The organism is Pseudomonas sp. S2_A02 (assembly GCF_054668495.1).
In genome coordinates this window covers 4,516,953-4,535,795 of record NZ_CP162776.1, presented here as the reverse complement: position 1 = coordinate 4,535,795, position 18,843 = coordinate 4,516,953, and the positions used below count along the sequence as shown (strand labels likewise).

Here is an 18,843-nt window from a genome sequence, read left to right as displayed (position 1 = left end):
CACCAGGCCCGAAAAGTTGCCCAGTATGCCAGCCCGAAGGATTGTTCCGCGAATAATCGGCCATATGGCGAGGGAGCTTGCTCCCGCTGGGGTGCGAAGCGGCTCCTTGCTTTAAAACCCAAGGGGCCTGCTACGCAGTCCAGCGGGAGCAAGCTCCTCGCCACAGATGTATCAGACGAAGGAATCGTCGTCGCCACCGAAGAACGATGAGCTGTCATCGCTGTAGTCGGCGTCGGTAAAACCGCCCTGATCATAGGCGTTGTCAGCCACGCGCTGATCATTGCCGCTGCCGCCCTGATCGTTGACCTGAGCCGGTTCTTCCTTGATGACTTCAACCACTTCCGGCTGCTGATTGTGCTGGAACAGGCTGCTGATGCCTTGCGCCAGCATCACGCCACCGGCCACACCCGCTGCAGTTTTCAACGCGCCGCCGAGGAAACCACTGCCTACCGGTTGTTGCGGGGCGTAGTTCTGCTGAGGCGGCGCACCGAAGTTTTGCTGTGGCGGCTGCGAGTTGAACGACGGCCGCCCCGGTTCACGCCAGCCGCCATTCGACGGGGCTGCGCTTTGAGTCGGCGCAGGCTGCGGATCACGGGAGCTACCACCGAAGATGCTCGACAAAAAGCCACCGCCGCTCGGCGTCGGAGCCGCCGTCTGAGCCTTGGCCGATTGCAGTTCAGCCTGCAATTGCTGGACTTGTTGGGTGAGTTGCTTGTTCTGTTCGTCGAGGCTCTTGATGGCTGCCTCTTGCACCAGAATCGCCTGGGTCATGAAATAGCCCGCCGCTGGCTGGCGAGTCAGGTGTTCCTTGATCCGCGCTTCGGCTTGGGCGTCGCGGGGGGCTGAATCCGTTTCGGCCTGTTGCAGCCGGGAAAACAGTCCATCGATCAGGGTTTGTTCTTCGCTGTTCATGGCGACCTCATAGATTGCCGGGAATATCGTCGCCCCTATCCACGGTGGATAAGGTGCTCACCAGTAATGGGGCTGATACAGGATGTTTCAATGACCTTTACCGAACGTTTACGTTTGCGCCCCAAAGGGTTTCATCGGTTAAAGTGAGGCACTGCTTTCAACCTGCGATACCGACTGATGAATTCGTTCGATGTGCTGCGTGACTCTCTGTATTTCTTCAAGCGCAATCTGAGCCAGATCGTGCAGCTGTGCCTGCCGCTGGTGATTTTCGAGGCATTGCTGCAACAAGTGGTCGATCACTCCACGGAGCCGGACAGCTTCCCCGGCATCAGTGTGATTGTCGGCCTGTTGGTGTACCCGCTGTACACCGCCGCGCTGATCCTGTTTCTCGATGCCCGCAGCCGTGGCGAATCACCGCGCATCCGCGATTTGCTGGCAACCTCTGCAACCTTGTGGCCGCGTTTCGCCGTGTTGACCGCCCTCAATACACTGCTGATCCTGATCGGCTTGTCGCTGTATTTCCTGCCGGGCATCTGGTTGATGGTGACGCTGGCATTCGCTGAATATCTGCTGGTGTTGCGCGGCTTGGCACCGCTGGCGGCGATGAAGGAAAGCCTGCGCCTGACTCGCGGGCATTTCCTGCGCATTCTGGTGTGCATTCTGTGCGTGATGGGCCCGCTGTGGGTACTCAAGGGGGCGACGCTGGCGGTTTACCCCGAACCGCAGAACCCGGTCATCTCTCTGCTGATCGACAGCGCTCACAGCTTTCTGCAACTGTTCACCAGCGTGGTGCTGTTCCGCTTATTCATGCTGATCGCCGATGCGCCCGAGAAAGCTGACGGAGCGCTCTGAGCGCTCTACCCTTGGGCTTGGGCGTTGCTCTCGGTTATGCTCGGGGCCATCTTTTGTAACGCTATAAGCCGAGCCATGACCCGTCTACTGCGCTACACCCTGCTGGGCCTGCTGATTGCCATTGGCCTGATTGCATTGCTGATCTACAGCCTGACCTGGCGCCCCCAGGCCAAGGAAGTGCTGCCAGTCAGTTGCAACGCCCAGGCGCCGACGCTGGTGCCCGGCCAGGCGCTGAAGGTGATGACCTGGGACGTCCAGTACCTGGCAGGCAAGCGCTATGTGTTCTGGAACGACCTGGCCGCAGGGAATGACGAGAGCCCTACACCTGAAGACATGGCCTTCAGCCTCGACGAAGTGGCGCGAGTGATTCGCGACGAGCAACCGGACATTGTGCTGTTGCAGAAACTCGATGACGGTGCCAAGGCCAGTGACTACCAGAACCAGTTCAAACTGCTTCAGGATCGAGTCACCGACCTGTATCCGTGCAGCGCGCAGGCCTTCGACTGGAAAGCCGACTTCGTGCCTGAACCACACATCTATGGCAGCGTTGGCCGGCAATTGGCAACCCTGAGCCGCTACCAGATCGAACACGCCGAACGCCTGCAATTACCGGTCGCACCGGCCAATTTCATCAGCCGTCAGTTCAAGCCGAAAAACGCCTTGCTGGTCACTCACCTGCCATTGAGCAACGGCGGCCAAATAGCCGTGTTCAACACCCATCTGGACCGTGCCACCACCCCGTTCGATGAAACCTTGCAACGCCAGGTGACAGCCGTGGTCAAGGTCCTCGACAAGTATGAAAGCCGCAGCACGCCGTGGCTGATCGGTGGCGACTTCAACCTGTTGCCGCTGGGCCAGTATCGACGTCTTACCGCCGAGCAACGCACGCCCTACTCCGCCGACAGCGCGCTGCATGTGCTGTGGGACAAGTACCCGATGATCCCCACCAACAACGAAGCCAGCGGTATCGATCGGGTGCAATGGCTGACCCATTACCCGAATGACCCGGGCTTGAACGGCCCGGACCGGACCGTCGATTATCTGTTTTACAGCCCGCACCTAAAACGGGTCGAAGCGCGGGTGCGGCAGGACGATACGTTACGGATTTCCGATCATTTGCCGGTGATTGCACGGTTTCTGTTGCCGGCCGCGCTTTAAATCAAAGCTGCGCGAGCAAGCCCGCTCCCACATTAGATCTTCAGTGAGCACAGCATTTGTGTACCACAGAGATCCCATGTGGGAGCGGGCTTGCTCGCGAATGCCGCACCACCGATGCAACTGACTATTTACGCGGCTTGATCCGCGCTGTCGCCTCGGCCACCAGCGGATCGTCCGGCCAGTAGTGCTTCGGATAACGCCCCTTCAAATCCTTCTTCACCTCGGCATACGTACTGCGCCAGAAGTTCGCAAGATCCTGCGTCACCTGCACCGGTCGCCGCGCCGGGGACAGCAGATGCAATTTCACCACTTGCCGGCCACCGGCAATGCGCGGCGTCTCGGCCAGGCCGAACAACTCCTGCAAACGCACCGCGAGAATCGGCGGCTGTTCGCTGTAATCCAGACGAATCGATGAACCCGACGGCACGCTCAAATGATGCGGCGCCAGCTCTTCGAGTCTTTGCGGCAGTGGCCACGGCAACAAGTTATGAATGATGCTCGACAAGTCCAGATTGGCAAAATGACTGAGTCGCGAGACTTTGCCCAGATACGGCATCAGCCAGTGTTCGAGACTTCTGAGCAGTGCAGCATCGCTGACATCCGGCCATTCGCTCTGGCTCTGACTGCTGAGATCCAACTGACGCAACAACGCCACCCGCGCCTGCCACTGACGCAGTTCCGGAGTCCACGGCAACAGCTCCAGACCTTTGCGCCGCACCAGGTTTACCAGCGCCTGATTGCGAGCGTTTTCATCGAGCCCGGTCAGCGGCTCACGGCTAAGAATCAATTCGCCGACCTTGCGCTGACGCTCGGCCCGCAGCACGCCTTCGCGCTCATCCCAATCCAGTTGATCGACGCAACGCACCTGCTCGGCCAGCACTGAATCGAACAACGCTGGATCGAAATCCGTCGCCAGATAAATCCGTTCTTCACGCTGGCCCTGGCGACTGCCCAGATCGGCGATCACCAGCCACGGTTGCTTCATCAAGCTGTCCGCTTCAGCAAACAGCGCCGCACGACCATTCGCCAATCGATATTCAGCGCCACCGCCTCGCCGCTGTTGGGCGACTCGATCTGGATAAGCCAACGCCAGCAACGCGCCAAGCCAGCGTGGATGATCCGGATCGCTGACCGGCTCCGACGCTTTTCCTCGCAGATAGCCGCGATACTGCCGCGCCAGCTGCCGGGCACGCTGAACGCCGCCCTGCGCACCGCGTGCAGCCCGCTCTTCGCCGGACAACAGCACCAATCGGCTATGCAGATCCGCCCCGGCGCCACGCAAAATATCCCGCTCACCGAGCAATGCCGCGACATCGCAGGCCATATCGGCCAAGCCGAGCGCCTGACCGCGTAACAGCAAATGCGCGATGCGAGGGTGAGCCGGCAGCTCAGCCATCGCCTGACCATGACGGGTCAGCGCTTCGCCCTCCAGGGCGCCCAAACGTTCAAGTAAATCCTGAGCCTGTGCATAAGCCGCTGCCGGAGGGACATCCAGCCAAACCAACTGCCCCGGCGTCACGCCCCAACGCCCCAGTTGCAAGGCCAGCCCGGCCAGATCCGCCGAGAGAATTTCCGCACTGGCGTAAGCGGCCAGTTGCTCATGCTGATCCTGCGACCACAGGCGATAACACACGCCGGGCTCCAGGCGCCCTGCCCGGCCCGCGCGCTGCGTGGCACTCGCTTTGGAAATGCGTTGAGTATCCAGACGAGTCATGCCGCTGCCGGGATCGAAACGCGGTACACGCGCCAACCCGGCATCGATTACCACGCGCACACCGTTGATGGTCAGGCTGGTCTCGGCGATGTTGGTGGCCAGCACCACTTTGCGTTTGCCAGCGGGCGCCGGCTCAATCGCCGCACGCTGGGCCGTCAGATCCAGTTCGCCGTGCAACGGGCAAAGCAACACAGGCGTGCTCTCGCCCAGCGCATCGACCAATTTTTGATGAACCCGACGAATCTCCGCCTGCCCCGGCAGGAACACCAGCAGGCTACCGGTCTCATCGTTCAGCGCGTCGAGGATGGTCTGTACCACCCTCGGCTCGATAAAATCGCCCGGTTGCTGCGGCTTGCCCCAGATGGTTGTGACGGGGTACATCCGCCCCTCACTGGTCACGATGGGCGCATCATCAAGCAGTTGAGAAAGCCGCTCCCCTTCCAAGGTAGCGGACATCAACAGTACCTTCAGCGGCAAATCATCACGAAAAAGCTCTCGGCCATTGAGCGCCAGTGCCAAGGCCAAATCGGCATCAAGATTACGAAGATGGAATTCGTCGAAAATGACGAGCCCCACACCTTCTAAGGACGGATCTTCTTGCAGCCTACGAGCAAGAATCCCTTCGGTTACGACCTCAATACGAGTTTTCGAACTTACCTTACTCTCAAGCCGAATACGGTAGCCAACCGTCTCCCCTACCCGCTCACCAAGCTCAGCAGCCATTCGCTCAGCAGCTGCTCGAGCCGCGAGTCGTCGAGGCTCGAGCATCACGATTGTCTGACCTTTCAGCCACTCCTCACCGAGAAGAGCAAGCGGCACGCGCGTGGTTTTACCTGCTCCGGGCGGCGCTTGTAGAACGACCTCATCACGATCATTCAACGCGTTTAGAAGGGCCGGTAGGGCGGCATCGATTGGCAACGTGCTCATACTGACTCCGAACTGTAGGGCGCCAGTATAAGGTGGTCAGGGAGTACGATGCATGGGGTGCCAGTGATCATCATAACTTTCGCCGGAGAGTGCATCAGGTACGTGAAGCGTGCGGCGGCGGTCTACGGGGAGGGACTCATTCTTGAATGATTTTGCCACCACGCCCAGTGAGGTGTTTACCAATTTCCTTGTCAGCCTTACGTTTTTTCATCGTAATCGGTAAAGGGCGGAGGCAAAAGGGTGAACGTAAGCCAATCTGACTTCGAGAATAGGAATTATCAGACAACTCAATTAACCGCACATCGGCCATTACTGAAAACACCAACTCACAGATAAAAAGTTATGATCCTTACTGATCACCCCCCGAACCCTCTTAAAAAAACACAATGACCATCATGAGAAATACAATGTTTGAGAATGAAAAAGAAATGCAAGAAGCCATCGGAGTCCACCTGCGGAACTTTAGCGGCCTAGGGGACATTATTACCCCATACAATTACAACAAAGACGGCAACCCTAAGCGTGACCGCATAATTGAGTCATACGAGTATTGCTGGAAGTGCGTACGTGAAACAGTACTAATCAGCGAAAACAAAAATATATCTCTATTCGAATCAGAAATATTAAATCCTGACTTTCTATTATTTGACCCCGGAATGGAAACTTTTGTAGTTGTCGAGCTGAAAAACTCATCAAATTCCACCAGAGAGTCAGGAACAGAACTAGGCGCATATACAAACGCAATAAAGGCACATTTTCCACTCATTTCAAACGGCGATGTAATTTGCGTAATAATATCAAACTACTGGCCAACACTTTTAAAAAACTATTTATTCAGCGAAATATTCTGGCACAAACGAAACATATTGTGCCTTCAACCAAAATCTACCACACCACTAGAACTTGAATACCTGCCACCTGAAATACTCCTCGATGCTAACCCACCCCTGAAATTCAACAAAAACACTTTCTCTGGACTTCAGCACTGCATATATGCAAAAAACATATACAGCGGCGGTCAAATTGAGGATCTAGACGCACATCTCGAGCAAATAAAATCCGCGTTCGAACGAATCATCAGAAAATCCAATGAAATAAACTCACACGGTTTCGCTTTCTTATGGCTTGATCTCAGAGAGCATACTGTAGCCAGGTACAGTATTACATATCTTGATATCAACCCATGTGAAAAATTTCAACGTTACGAGATCAGCATTCCGAATAAAATATCTCAATCCCTCCACGAAACCATTACAGAATGGGAGACATCCGGAGTTACCTATTCGACAATCAACACACTTTCAAAAGGAGACTACTTCCTTGATGATATAGCAAACCCTTTTCCGGAAGCACCATCGTCATGGCGAACGCTAAAAAAATTCATGCTTTGCAACAGCAAACTTATTTCATTCAGGGCTTGGGGCTTTTTGGCAGATCTCCATGAGGATGCACTTCTAGAAGAATACAAATCCAATAAAAACACGACAACGTATGACTGCCCTGAATTCGGTTTAAAATTTATAACAGATATTATTCCAAGCTAATTTCCAGCATCATTCAAAAAATACACACTGTTACCTTCGCTTTCAGCGTATGTGTTCTCGACCCCGGCCTTACGACACAGGCTGATCAAAGCATTTGCCCGCAAATGGTCGAATACGCGCATCGGTTGCAGTGATCTCCGCGACTAGCGGAACGCTCACCTGCACGCAGAGCCGAGATCGCCTTGAACACTTTCGTAGTGGTAGCTCTGGCAGAGGGAACAGAGCTTTTGGAACGTCCGGTGACGAGCGAATGAATGGCAATGGTGTCGCAGCGACTACCACCGAGGTTTTCCAGGATGGGGCGTACATTGTTGGAAATTTCGGATAGCCCGATACCTGTGCGAAGCCAAACCAAATCGCCGTTATCGTCGCGAAGCATCCAAGGCATGGTGATGACCTGCCCATTCACGCTGGCCGTACTCTCAGGGACGTAGTGTGCGATACCTGGCTGCAATGCGGTGCCACGATCAAAAGCGATCTTGGCATGCTCCAAGAGAGTCTTGTCCTCGGCCCGACTCGGTAATGGCCTCTCGCCCCATGCCTGCTCAAAGGCATCCTGAGACCTCACTCCATCACGATAGAAATACTCAAGCCCGGCCAGCACTGATCTACGAGCTCGGAACGCTACGTCCAGCTCCTGCTCAGCCGGCAGGTTGAGCTCATGCGCGTAGTGGTACTGGAGGGAGCAGGACATGAAGCCGTCGAGCACGGAGAAACTGATCGTAGCGGGCGCAGTCATTGGAACACGAGCCGATGAAACCGCGCCTACCAACCTATTCGCGGCTCCACTGATCGGAGCAAGGATTGATGAGTCGCAGAGGGGGCTGGGGATCTTAGACATATCCGTGCCGCAATATACGTTGAGCCGATCTTTGGCCCTCGAAACGCCCACGTACAGTAAGTTGTTACGCTCGATTGCTTCGCCCGCAGCCCGCAACTGGGCTGTGCTGTTGAGCGTCTCCGGAGGAAGCAAAAGGGCTTTGCGATCATCAAAGCGGGGCGGGGCATCGGCACCAAACCGGGAGTTCTCGACGTTGGCCATGTGCACGACGTCGAATTCGAGCCCCTTGCTGCCGTGAACCGTCATGAGCCTGACCGCGTCAATCACAGCGGCCTCCGGCGGTAACGAACGCATTGCCGACTGTTGTTCGAGATAGCGCCGGAAATCCTCCCTGACCAGAAACTTGGACAAAGTTGCCTCGCTACCGGCGCCATCACTATTGCGCACACCGTAGAGAAATTGCCACAGGGCCAGGCGCCGAATTTGAGCAGTCGCGGATTGGTCGCTCAAAGAGCCCAGTCCGAAACCCTTTTCGAACATCAGGTCGCACACGAAAGCCCAAGGACGGGAGTTGCGCGTCGACGTACCTAGCAACTCATTCAACGCATTCACGACCTGCTGTCCGTGAGGGGACAAGCCTGGCACTGGCTGCTTCAGCCAACGTCCGTGCTGATAATCGGGGCCTAGCTTGCACAGGTTCGTCAGCAGGGCTACGTCCGACGCTGGCATGCTCAGATCGCTGTACCGCAGCAAGCCCAGGAGCGCACCAGGCGAGCGCTGAGTCAGGAGTTGCATCAGGCACATGAACTCCTTCACTTCAGCCCGCTCGTTCAACTCGCCGATGTGAAGTACAGGGATTCCAGCGCGCTCAAGGTCATGGGCCAGCTTGTCCAGCTGAGAGTTGGTAGAGCTGATGATGCCTTGGCTACCATAGGGATGACCGCCCACCCGACACTGTTCGATCTGACCGACGATACTGCTACTTTGAGCGTCTTTCGCCGTCTGAATCAGGTTCGGCATGACCCCACTCGCAGGGCGAGAAGCTGAGACAGTATCGAGGGGCACGACAGGCTGCAGTACGTGATCTGTGCCAGCCCTTTCGACTACGCGGAGAATCTCAGGCGCACTACGGCGATTTATGTCCAGGCTGTACCGCGCGATCGAATCTGTTTGCCCGCGCGCGACGTAGGCTTCATCGAACTTGAGCAGACTTTGGATCGACGCCCCGCGCCAATGGTGGATAGCCTGGCGAATGTCACCGACGACCCACAGATGGCGCCTAGGCAGCCCAATTGTCTTAACAAATTCGATCATGACGTGGTTGACGTCCTGATATTCGTCCACCAACACATGGTCGTACTGGTCAAGAAAGGCGGCTATCGAGGGGCGGTCTTCGCGCGCTTTAATCGTCGGGCGCACCATCAGGTCTGGGTAATCGACCCAACCCTCCCGTCGCAGGACAGCCTCATACGCCCTATACAGGGTGGCGATATCTTCTCGCTCCAGCGCTACGTCCGGGTCGACGGCTGGCAATTTTTGAAGAATTGCTAAGTATTCGTATGGAAAGACCAGCTCTTCTTTCAGTCGGTGAATAGTTTTCAGGACGTCAGGCAGCCAATCATAGGGGTTGAGCAACCTGAAAAAATATTTGAGCTCCAGAGCCGGTAGCTCATCCACCATCATCCTGACCTGCTGCAGCAGATCCGCGACCTTGATCTGAGGGGTCAACCCGAAGAGCTGATAATGCTTGCGCAGCAGCTCCAATCCGAAGGAGTGGAAAGTGCCTGCCCAGATATGGGAGGCATTCGGGACATTGGCCGCTGTGAGTCGCTCTACAAGCTCCTGCGCGGCACGGTTGGTGAACGTCATGACCAGGATTTTATCGGCAGGCACACCACTTGCGATTAAGTTGGCCACGCGGTGCACCAGGGTCGTTGTCTTGCCCGTACCCGGCCCCGCGACGACATTGACGTACTTCTCAGGTGCCTGAGCCGCTTGACGCTGAGCATCGCTGGGAGGGTGCGTCGGCGCGGGAAGCGCAGGGGGAACATCCGGGAGCAACAACGCATCAGCCAGTTGCTGCCGCACGACCTCTAGGGGCAGGAGAAAATGCGTGGCAATTAGCCGGGAACGCCAGCCGCTTGACCACAGCGCCCTTGCTGCCGACTTGGGGAATAACAATTCCCGTGCAAAGACGTTGGCCTGAAGCTCTTGGCGCTCCCACGCGCCATAGCCATCAACGACCGCAGATCCAGCCGATTGCCCCGCATCTTCGGCAAGGAACGATGACGAAGCTGAGCCCTGCGGCAGTTGAGGCGAATCGAGATACCAATGGCCGAGCTCATGAGCCAACAGATAGGCTTTCTCTTCCTGGCGAACATCGTTACGAACCAGGATTGTGAGCATGGATCGCTGTATGAGGGCATCCCCGCCACACAGCGCATAATCGTCCGGAGCCACCCATTCAATTGCAAGGCCCAGAGTATCTTCAGCGACTGCGAGCAACTGCTCACTGCTTGGATAGGCCTCACCACACGCAGCGATGAGTTTCGCCCGCGCATCCATTGCCTGAATTCGTGCACGGTCGAAAGGATTCATCTCAGTCTCCCAAGGCCAACAGTTCAGCTTCCTCATCGTGAGGCAGATTGAGCGCCCTCACCGCCTCTTCCCAAGAAACAGGCTCAGTCAAAATCTTCGGTTGACCATTGGGTGCCTTGAAGGACGGTGCTTGCAACTGACGGAAATTGAGACTGACAGCCTGGGCTATTGCTTGCTGGGAGACCTTGAAGAACTCAGCAGCACGATCCAATAGAACACTGGGGGCACGTACGATCCCGCAAACCAGTTCATTCACCAGCTTGCGCTTGCCCGGCAGCCCAAGAGCTATGGCCAGCTCGCTAGCTTTCGGGCCCACGAATCCGGCCATAGCGGCCTGTGCTAGCTCAACCTCCACGGCGGTGCAGAGGGTCACTGCTTGGGTCTGCAGACAGTAGGAGAGTTCCTCGGCTAAAAAACCTCCAACGATCTGAGACGCCGAGCGACCGTACTCCTTGGCGGTCAGCTTGATCTCCAAGCTAAGGGTACGGTCAAGCCTGGCCATCCACTGAGAATTTTCTCCACTGTAGGCCGCGACTTTTTGCTCATAACCGTCGAGAACTTTTCTACCACTACGCTGTTCGAGTGCTTCCTCAAAACGGTCATAGCCTCTTTCGACCAATTCTCGGATGAGCACTGAAAATTTCTTGCCTTGATTCCTGGCAACCGACTTCAGCGCCTCATGCATGGATTCAGGTACGTAAACACCAAACGTCTGCAAGACGTCCTTGGTGCTGGTTACCGGCCCCGTCCGAGTCGTTTCTGATGCACGAGGCAACGCTGGTTCGTAATGACTACGCATAGACACCTCCTTTGGCGACACATCCTTTTGTGACACAACCTGGACAGGCGATGAACTCAATGGTTCTGCTGAGCAGGAAACGTGTGGAGGAACTACTAAGTTGGAGGTCAGCTCTGCCATGACCTTTTTAGCGAGCAAATCTGCAGAGCGCGCCTCCACCTTGAGTAGATGGCCATCTGGCAGGGGTACCGTACACTGGTGGAAGCCTGCCACCTCCCGAAACTCACTCGCGCTGGACACCCACGCGAGGTAATCTGCCCAAGCTCGGAGGGGCGAAGAAGTCAAATTGACATTACTTTTCATGGTAGACTTTGGCCATCGTGACGGTAGGAGCTACGTGATTACGGATGCTCGTATATCATCTTTATATCACTTGCCATGTAGGGACACAATTGATCGACGCTCATTTTTCACGGGCTATCCACGGCGCAGTGAGCGGCTGGATGCACGATAATTCACTCGAATCATGCCTTTCAGCTCTTGATCATCCCTCGCAGCTTAGCTCCCTTCTGCTTCCCGCCGTGGAGGCATATCTGGCGAACGTGGGTATCGAGCTGTATGACGTCCAGGAGCATGCTTGGACGAACCCACTGATTCATCTGCGCGCAGTGTTTGATGTGCACCAAGATTTGCCAGAAACCCCTTCCGCTTTCATTCCGGTTCCGGACGTTGCTACCACCATTGCAGCAAGAGCCTGTGCCGTGACCTGCTTGGCCGCGCTGAATTCGGATACCGTGTCTTACGGCTCGGAGAATGACGGCCATTTGTTCGTGAATCTGATCGTGCTGCCAGGCGAAGATGAATTCGCAGAAAAATCCAAAGGCGGCATGCGCGGGCATACCGATGGCGTCTCGTTCCCCCTCCGTGGACAACCTCATGAGTTCGACCAGCGAGTAGCGCCCTCACCGGACTTCGTTTGCTTGAGCGGCCTTCGGAATCCGGACAGCACTCCTACGACCGTCATGCCGCTGGCGCTCGTTCTGCAGCAACTGTCGGATGAGGACATTGCCGAGCTGACAAAGCCTCAGTATGTGATCCGGCCCCAGAAAACCTTCAAGCTTGGCTTGGAAAGGATGTTCGGTAAGCGGCACCCACTTGCTAGTTCAATGGAAAACATCCAGTTGCTGTTCCAGGCCGGTACTGGGTACTGGATCCGGTACAGTCACAGCGCCGGGGATGCGGGCTTCGATTCAGATCTGCCCAAACGCGCCCTGGATCGATTTGAGAAAGCATGCCTAGATTGTTCAAACTCGGTTGTCATTTCGCCTGGCGATCTTCTGGTTGTAAACAATCGCGTAGGCCTGCACGGTCGTAGCGAGGTCGGTGGCGAAGCAGGCGGCGAATCTCGATGGCTATTGCGTACCTACGGGCTGGATACTCGCGATCTGAGTTCGGATCAACGCTATGCAGGAAGCTCGTTCAAGCTCTTTCCCTGAACACGCATCCCATTCTTGATAATGGCCAATCATCGCTGAAACGGCGACGGGACACGTCCTAGCCACCGAACAAGCAGGGAGTCTTCTGCATGGATGAAGCAGTATGAAGTGGAGCAAGTCTCATATTGGCTGGACAAGCATCCTGGCGGGATTACTTTTCCTAGTTCCGTTTCTCAGAGACGTGTCGACCATCATAGGGCCATGGGCAGCCTACATCGTTCAACCCAATACATCCGACGGCCTGAACCCCAACCTCCTGGGCTTGTGGCATGAAAAATATCAATATCCCCAACGCAATGGCGTTGTTAGCTTTGAGGGCACCACGGAGTTCTTCCGCAACAAGACATACCGAATCACCGGTCTGTTGAAGAGCACTACTTTCTTGCCTATACCACTCTTGCCATTCACCACAAGCTATAACTTCGACGGAAATGGAGAATGGCAAGCCACCGACGATGAACTGGTCATCAAACTGCTAAATGTGAAAACGCGCGTAACCGCCCTATCGCTAGCCGGCATGACCTTCAAAATCCGTGACACCTCGCATCCTCGGAATGCTGAAGAAACCGAATTGGAGCAAGGCTTGCTCTTGGCCCAGTCTCAGCGGTACGACATTCGCAGCACGAAAAAAAATGAAGTCATACTGGAGACCAATGGCCTATTCGCTGACAGCTACGTCATCAAGATGACTCGCACCAAACAGATGTCCATGAGATAGCTGGAGCGCACAGGCTCAAGACCAGATTCGCGCAATGTCATCCTGTCACTCACCATCGTCTTGGAAGCCCCCCTTGGTCACGCTCGCAATCGAGAAGAATGACTTTTTGAACTTAATCTCAGCAGAGAAGATTGCTAATTACTTTAACAAGATGATGGTGATGGACATGATTGCGCGTTGAGAAGCGCTCGGGAGACATGCTCGCATCCTCTCTCGCATCTGGTTGGCCGACGTGATCAAAACTCGCGCAGGCCAACCATTCCATTGCAGCAGTAACGATTGAGGCACCTTCTATCTCTGTGCATAAACAGCCTGTTAGGACATGTATCAGGTCATAGCAACCAACTGACCTAGCGAGTTCTTCTCGTCGTTATACCCCTTGCAAAGCGCTTGCAGGACTTCAGAGGTCTCATCCTCGCCCCAATCTTGATCAAGAGCCCACTTGGAATCGTACAGTCCCATTAAGGTATCCTCAGAACCAGTGCTTGCAACAATCACCGCTCCCGTAGGAAACAACACCTCCGGATCTGCCAGCAGCCCATATATGGGCAAATAGCCTTCCAGTCCTGGCTTACCTTCAAAGTCGGGCATTCTATAAATCGGCCAGCCTTTCTGACCGAAGCAAACGTTCCAAAGTACACCAGACACAACTGCACCACCGCCCCGCTCATAATAGTGGGGTGCCACGCTGTGTTCGTTGCCCGGAATCACCAATCGGTCAGCCAGGATAAACGCAAAAGTGGGGCCTTGCTCGAACTGGGTGGACTTGAATGCAGAATTTGCCTTATTGATGAGCGTATTGGTTACCGCCAGCAGTGAGCGAGGATCGTACGAGTTATCGTTGAAGGCGCGTTTATAAGGAGCGATTTCTCTCTCCGCCATCGCAACTCGCCGCCCTTGTTTGAGCTGGTCTTCAAGTTCAATTTGCTGTTGCATGGCATCTTCGTGCATCTGATTCGGCCTGTACGGCGCATCAACGATGTCGAGAGACTTAACCTCAACAAAGAACTCCTTCCCATTTGGTAGCAGACAAGCAAAGTCCGGCATGGAGTTATTTCTCGCATCTACCCTTCTAGTCTTGAAGTGCTTACTGAGCATTCCATAAACAAGGGCCTCACCGTAATACTCAAAAGCTTGACGAAAGTTATTACTATCATTGACATGAGAAACAAGACTAAAGCCATGTTTCAGCTCATCAATTAGCCCCTTTAACTCAGGGTCTGTATACGAATCCTCTTCGAGCTTCTTTAAATGTTTCCACGAAATTGAACTGAGGCTATGGTCTGCTGACAACCCATGCAACTCATGGCACCAATGCAGATACTTCTGACCTACTGGAAACACCATATCGAGGCAACGGTTATACGCATCTCTTAGTTCTACTCCCTGTTCTGCGGTAGGGGCAGATTGTGTAGCGGCACTTAAAATAGTCCGAACTGTATCAAGGTCAGACTTGATGCCCGGCACGTGCTGTTCGACACGAGAGAGCGCTTCCAACCTATCGAATTCCAAACTGCCCATATGGGTAATTCTTCCCTCCCGAGGTAGGTCGCGTTGGTACATCAGGGCGTCGTACAAAGACGCTGATAGAGGGTTTTCCGGGCGACTAGGTTTTGAAGTGGTGATGGGGCTGTTGGCAGGTGATTCCATTCTGTATTGAGCCTCAGGTTGATATGGGGACAGCGCACCAGCGTCTCGGTAAGCGCATCGCGTATGGATTGCATTTGAAGAGTCGGCGGGCTTATTGGAGGGGTCAGCCCTACCCGCTCTTCTACCCTCTGGCAGTGGTCGTGGCCTGCTGGCTGAGCCATGTTGCTTCCACAGCCCTGATCATTCAATAGGTGGTCTCACGCGGGTCAAGAATGATCGGCTTAGCAGACATGGAGGCGGATTGGGGGGGCTGACTAAGTGAGGGGGGGACTGGAGATTTGGTTTTTTTGGGGGAGGCTAGGAATGAAGTTTGGGGGTTGGGGTTGGGAGGCGGATCTTGAACTGGAGGTGGGTCAGGAGAGGAATTGAGCAGGAGGGGGAGTGGGATTGCAGGCAATTTTTGACAAAAAACAGCATTTTTTCGGTGCAAGTGACAAAACGTGGAACTCATCGAAAATCAGCAAGCCCACGCCTTCCAGCGCCGGATCATCCTGCAAGCGCCGGGTGAGGATGCCTTCGGTAACCACTTCGATACGGGTATTGGGGCCGACTTTGCTGTCGAGACGAATGCGGTAGCCAACGGTTTCGCCGACTTTCTCACCCAGTTCACTGGCCAAGCGCTCCGCCGCCGCCCGCGCGGCTAATCGGCGCGGTTCGAGCATTAGAATGGTCTGCCCGGCCAACCACGGCTCATCGAGCAAAGCCAAGGGCACGCGGGTAGTTTTACCGGCGCCGGGCGGCGCTTCGAGCACGGCTTCGTGGCGTGTAGCGAGGGCTTCACGCAGGGCGGGTAAAACTTCATCAATCGGCAAAGAAATCATGCTGGCTCCCCAGGGCGTGCCTACAGTAAATTGCGAGTCGCGTTGAAGCCGTGGGCGTGCCAGGCAAGGCGCGGGACGCCGGTAAGGGTCGTTTCCTTACCAAGTCCCGCAACGCAGCATGGCGCGCCCACAGCTTCAGCCCGGAGGGCCGAACCCCGATAAAAACCATCAGCCGTCACGCGTTGTCGGTCTGGAAAAAACAACATCAATCCTCAACTATCCCAGTAGGGGTGAGACGCAGCCGCAATTTACTGTGGGCACGCCCTGCCGGCGCGAGTATAACGGCGTTCGTCGCGGTCCTAATTCATATCGACGATGCTTCGTTTCCAGATAACTCAGGAGATTTCACATGCGTGCTCCCTTTCGCTTGATCGGCGGTGTACTGGTCGCGACCTTGCTGACCCAGGTAACGGCCTGCGGCTCGATTTTCTACCCGGATCGTCGCGGTCAGATCGATGGCAAGATCGATCCGGCCATCGCCGCACTGGATGCCGTGGGTCTGCTGTTCTATATCATCCCCGGCCTGATCGCCTTTGCGGTGGACTTCGCCACGGGCGCCATTTACTTCGAGCCTGGCCGGACCGCCCAGGTGGCTCCGGAAAAACTCAAGGAAGCCATCGGTGCCGACGGCAAGGTCGATAACCACAAGTTGCAGACTATTCTGGAAAGTGAACTGGGCCGCAGCTTCCCGCTGGACGATCCGCGCCTGATCCAGCACAAGGGCAGTGCCCAGCAATTGGCCATGTTCGGCCTGCAACCGGCCGCATAATTCATGCGTTCGAAGAAATATTTAAAGGAAACGCCGTACCTATGACCACCAGTACCGAACACGCCCGCCTGCTGCGGTTGGCGACGCGCGCCTCGGTGGCGGTGGCGTGCACGTTGATGGTCGCCAAAGCCATCGCCTGGTGGTTGAGTGGTTCGGTGAGCATGCTCGCCGGGCTGACCGACTCGGCACTCGACGGCGTCAGCTCGCTGCTCAATCTGCTGGCCGTGCATTACGCCTTGCGCCCGGCCGACGACGATCATCGTTACGGGCATGGCAAGGCCGAATCATTGGCAGGCATGGCTCAGGCGCTGTTCATTGGCGGCAGTGCGGTGCTGATTGCCTTGCAGGCGATCGAACGGTTGAAACATCCGGAGCCGATAGGCGCGGCGTGGCTCAGTATCGGGGTGATTGTGTTTTCCCTCGCCCTGACCGTGGCCCTGCTGATGTTGCAGCATCGGGTAATCAAGGCAACCGGCTCCAACGCCGTGAGCGCCGATTCCTTGCATTACCGCTCGGACCTGCTGCTCAACGGCAGCATTCTGGTGGCGCTGGTGCTGGCCGGGTTTGGCTGGCATCAAGTCGACCCCTGGTTCGGTTTGGGGATCGCCGCCTACATCCTCTGGAGCGCCATTCATATCGCCCGGGAAAGTTTTGCGGTGCTGATGGATGAGGAGCTGCCGCCGGATGTCAGCCAGCACATGCTTGAACTGGCTTGCAGCGTACCGGGGGTTTTGGGCGCACACGACTTGCGCACGCGGATTTCCGGTAACCAGTGGTTCGTGCAGTTGCATCTGGAATTGCCGGGGAACTTGACCCTGTCGGTCGCCCACGGCATCAGCGATCAAGCCGCCGATGCGATTCACACCGCCTACCCGCGCGCCGAAGTGCTGGTGCACGCCGACCCGCAGGAAGTGGTGAACGCCGCCAGGGCTCAGTAACTCACCTGATAACCGCGACTGCTCAGGCAGTTGCCTTGGGCCTGTCGGTAGGCTTGCACCACCGACGGATCCGGTTGATAGGTGACGGCGCGGGGATCGAAACCGCTCTGCTCCACGGCCCAGCGATAGCACTCGTAACCGTCCCGACTGACCTCCTCTGGCGACTGGCCGTTGGCCGGATACGCCACCACGTCATAACCACTGCCCACCGGTTGTGGCTGCACCGGTGGTTCGACCACGATGTAATCCCGAGTGCTCTCCTGATAGGCGTAATACGCGCCGGCCGCCAGGAACAACAGCGCGCCGCCGATCCACACTTCACGCGCGTAATCGGGCAAGTAGCTGACCCGAATCCCGCGAGGCGGCTGAACTACCACGTAACGCGGGCCTTGCGGGCGATACCAGTAACCACCGGAATAGAAATAATCCTGGCCACGATACGGCACGCGATAGTTGCGCTCCGGGAAGCGATCAATCACGTACCCCGGACGATACTGCGGGCCGGGGCCCCAGCCATTGCCGTGCCCATCCGGGCGACCGGGCCAGCGACGGTCATCGTGACGTGAGCCCTGACTGCCAGTCTGCCAGTGCTGGTTGTCATTGTTGCGTCGCGGTTCGTCCTGATAGTAGCCACGCCGGGGTTCCTGGGTCTGGCGCACAGTGTCGGGCCGGCCCTGGATCGGCAGATTGTTACTGGGTTGTTGCGGTGCTCGCTCCTGAACATTGGAGTCGTGCTGTACACGGTTCTGCCACTGGCCACCCTGAGTATTGGGATCGTGCGAGGGACGGTTCTGACGCTCGCCGCCCTGATTCTGGTCGTGGAGCTCGAACTTGCGGCTGTTGTCGCCACGAATGATTTCGTTGCTCTGCTGGCGAGGCGGATTGTTACCGTCATGCCCCTGACCTTTGCCCTGATGATCCGCCCCACGCTCCCCACTATCGGGACCACGATATTGCGGCTCATCGGCCAGCGATTGCGCAGTGACACTCACACACAGCAAACCAACACCGGTCAAACGCCAGATGCGCGACTTCATGCTTTTCCTCACTGCGGGTTAGGGCCTGTACGTAAGACTGGGAAAGTGCAAGCCGGGTTCTGTGACAGGTTATCAGTCACGCAACTTATTTATTTAGGGTCGCTGCCAAATTCCGGGCAATAAAAAAGGGAGACCCGTCGGCCTCCCTTTGAGAACTTCGTCCGTGCTCGACGCTTATGACGTCGGCTC

General features: G+C 56.1%; 13 protein-coding genes and 1 pseudogene. 7 read left to right on the top strand and 7 right to left on the bottom strand.

All coding sequences use genetic code 11. The annotated features are described in order from the left end of the window. Positions 1-171 precede the first annotated feature (171 nt). Entirely contained in the window at positions 172-912 is a 741-nt protein-coding gene (locus AB4O41_RS20735; RefSeq protein ID WP_460144467.1) for a DUF2076 domain-containing protein, read from the bottom strand. Positions 913-1,089: 177 nt separating this feature from the next. Between AB4O41_RS20735 and AB4O41_RS20730 the strand changes: the two genes are divergently transcribed. Further along, complete coding sequence (locus AB4O41_RS20730) at positions 1,090-1,764, top strand: YciC family protein (protein ID WP_460144466.1); 675 nt, start codon at positions 1,090-1,092, stop codon at positions 1,762-1,764. Between the two features lie 75 nt (positions 1,765-1,839). Then, complete coding sequence (locus AB4O41_RS20725) at positions 1,840-2,922, top strand: endonuclease/exonuclease/phosphatase family protein (protein ID WP_460144464.1); 1,083 nt, start codon at positions 1,840-1,842, stop codon at positions 2,920-2,922. A 124-nt stretch (positions 2,923-3,046) separates the two neighbouring features. Here the strand turns inward: AB4O41_RS20725 and hrpB are convergent, their stop codons facing one another. Further along, entirely contained in the window at positions 3,047-5,563 is a 2,517-nt protein-coding gene (gene hrpB / locus AB4O41_RS20720; protein WP_460144463.1) for an ATP-dependent helicase HrpB, read from the bottom strand. A 407-nt stretch (positions 5,564-5,970) separates the two neighbouring features. On the opposite strand from hrpB, the gene AB4O41_RS20715 reads away from it, so the two are divergent. Further along, positions 5,971-7,107 carry a hypothetical protein gene (locus AB4O41_RS20715; protein ID WP_460144462.1) on the top strand — a complete coding sequence of 379 codons (1,137 nt, stop codon included), beginning with the start codon at positions 5,971-5,973 and terminating at the stop codon, positions 7,105-7,107. Positions 7,108-7,192: 85 nt separating this feature from the next. Here the strand turns inward: AB4O41_RS20715 and AB4O41_RS20710 are convergent, their stop codons facing one another. Both AB4O41_RS20710 and AB4O41_RS20705 read right to left on the bottom strand, forming a co-directional pair. Beyond that, positions 7,193-10,486 carry a UvrD-helicase domain-containing protein gene (locus AB4O41_RS20710; RefSeq protein WP_460144461.1) on the bottom strand — a complete coding sequence of 1,098 codons (3,294 nt, stop codon included), beginning with the start codon at positions 10,484-10,486 and terminating at the stop codon, positions 7,193-7,195. A 1-nt stretch (position 10,487) separates the two neighbouring features. Beyond that, positions 10,488-11,285, bottom strand: coding sequence for a hypothetical protein (locus AB4O41_RS20705; protein ID WP_460144460.1), 798 nt, complete (start codon positions 11,283-11,285; stop codon positions 10,488-10,490). Between the two features lie 347 nt (positions 11,286-11,632). Here AB4O41_RS20705 and AB4O41_RS20700 point away from each other — a divergent pair, with 347 nt between their 5' ends. Both AB4O41_RS20700 and AB4O41_RS20695 read left to right on the top strand, forming a co-directional pair. Next, the gene (locus AB4O41_RS20700) at positions 11,633-12,721 is read left to right on the top strand and encodes a TauD/TfdA family dioxygenase (RefSeq protein WP_460144459.1); all 1,089 of its coding nucleotides are present in this window, start codon (positions 11,633-11,635) and stop codon (positions 12,719-12,721) included. 103 nt (positions 12,722-12,824) lie between these two features. Continuing rightward, positions 12,825-13,439 (top strand): hypothetical protein, encoded by a 615-nt coding sequence (locus AB4O41_RS20695; protein ID WP_460144458.1) that lies wholly within the window; start codon positions 12,825-12,827, stop codon positions 13,437-13,439. Between the two features lie 327 nt (positions 13,440-13,766). Here AB4O41_RS20695 and AB4O41_RS20690 read toward each other — a convergent pair whose 3' ends face one another. Together AB4O41_RS20690 and AB4O41_RS20685 are read right to left on the bottom strand one after the other, a co-directional pair. Beyond that, positions 13,767-14,960, bottom strand: a complete 1,194-nt coding sequence (locus AB4O41_RS20690; protein WP_460144457.1) for a hypothetical protein — start codon at positions 14,958-14,960, stop codon at positions 13,767-13,769. Between the two features lie 557 nt (positions 14,961-15,517). After that, positions 15,518-15,910: pseudogene (locus tag AB4O41_RS20685) on the bottom strand (DEAD/DEAH box helicase); the annotation flags it as partial. Between the two features lie 349 nt (positions 15,911-16,259). Between AB4O41_RS20685 and AB4O41_RS20680 the strand changes: the two are divergent. Next, positions 16,260-16,679 carry a hypothetical protein gene (locus AB4O41_RS20680; RefSeq protein WP_008012643.1) on the top strand — a complete coding sequence of 140 codons (420 nt, stop codon included), beginning with the start codon at positions 16,260-16,262 and terminating at the stop codon, positions 16,677-16,679. A gap of 41 nt (positions 16,680-16,720) precedes the next feature. Then, positions 16,721-17,617 (top strand): cation diffusion facilitator family transporter, encoded by an 897-nt coding sequence (locus AB4O41_RS20675; protein WP_460144456.1) that lies wholly within the window; start codon positions 16,721-16,723, stop codon positions 17,615-17,617. On the opposite strand, the gene AB4O41_RS20670 is transcribed toward AB4O41_RS20675, so the two are convergent. Next, entirely contained in the window at positions 17,611-18,654 is a 1,044-nt protein-coding gene (locus AB4O41_RS20670) for a DUF6515 family protein (RefSeq protein WP_460144455.1), read from the bottom strand. The two genes, AB4O41_RS20675 and AB4O41_RS20670, sit on opposite strands and share 7 nt — an antisense overlap. Positions 18,655-18,843 lie beyond the last annotated feature (189 nt).

Coding starts and splice junctions, on each gene's coding strand:
- AB4O41_RS20735 (WP_460144467.1), bottom strand. CDS start 912: ATGAACAGCGAAGAACAAACCCTGATCGATGGACTGTTTTCCCGGCTG.
- AB4O41_RS20730 (WP_460144466.1), top strand. CDS start 1,090: ATGAATTCGTTCGATGTGCTGCGTGACTCTCTGTATTTCTTCAAGCGC.
- AB4O41_RS20725 (WP_460144464.1), top strand. CDS start 1,840: ATGACCCGTCTACTGCGCTACACCCTGCTGGGCCTGCTGATTGCCATT.
- hrpB (WP_460144463.1), bottom strand. CDS start 5,563: ATGAGCACGTTGCCAATCGATGCCGCCCTACCGGCCCTTCTAAACGCG.
- AB4O41_RS20715 (WP_460144462.1), top strand. CDS start 5,971: ATGTTTGAGAATGAAAAAGAAATGCAAGAAGCCATCGGAGTCCACCTG.
- AB4O41_RS20710 (WP_460144461.1), bottom strand. CDS start 10,486: ATGAATCCTTTCGACCGTGCACGAATTCAGGCAATGGATGCGCGGGCG.
- AB4O41_RS20705 (WP_460144460.1), bottom strand. CDS start 11,285: ATGCGTAGTCATTACGAACCAGCGTTGCCTCGTGCATCAGAAACGACT.
- AB4O41_RS20700 (WP_460144459.1), top strand. CDS start 11,633: ATGCTCGTATATCATCTTTATATCACTTGCCATGTAGGGACACAATTG.
- AB4O41_RS20695 (WP_460144458.1), top strand. CDS start 12,825: ATGAAGTGGAGCAAGTCTCATATTGGCTGGACAAGCATCCTGGCGGGA.
- AB4O41_RS20690 (WP_460144457.1), bottom strand. CDS start 14,960: ATGGGCAGTTTGGAATTCGATAGGTTGGAAGCGCTCTCTCGTGTCGAA.
- AB4O41_RS20680 (WP_008012643.1), top strand. CDS start 16,260: ATGCGTGCTCCCTTTCGCTTGATCGGCGGTGTACTGGTCGCGACCTTG.
- AB4O41_RS20675 (WP_460144456.1), top strand. CDS start 16,721: ATGACCACCAGTACCGAACACGCCCGCCTGCTGCGGTTGGCGACGCGC.
- AB4O41_RS20670 (WP_460144455.1), bottom strand. CDS start 18,654: ATGAAGTCGCGCATCTGGCGTTTGACCGGTGTTGGTTTGCTGTGTGTG.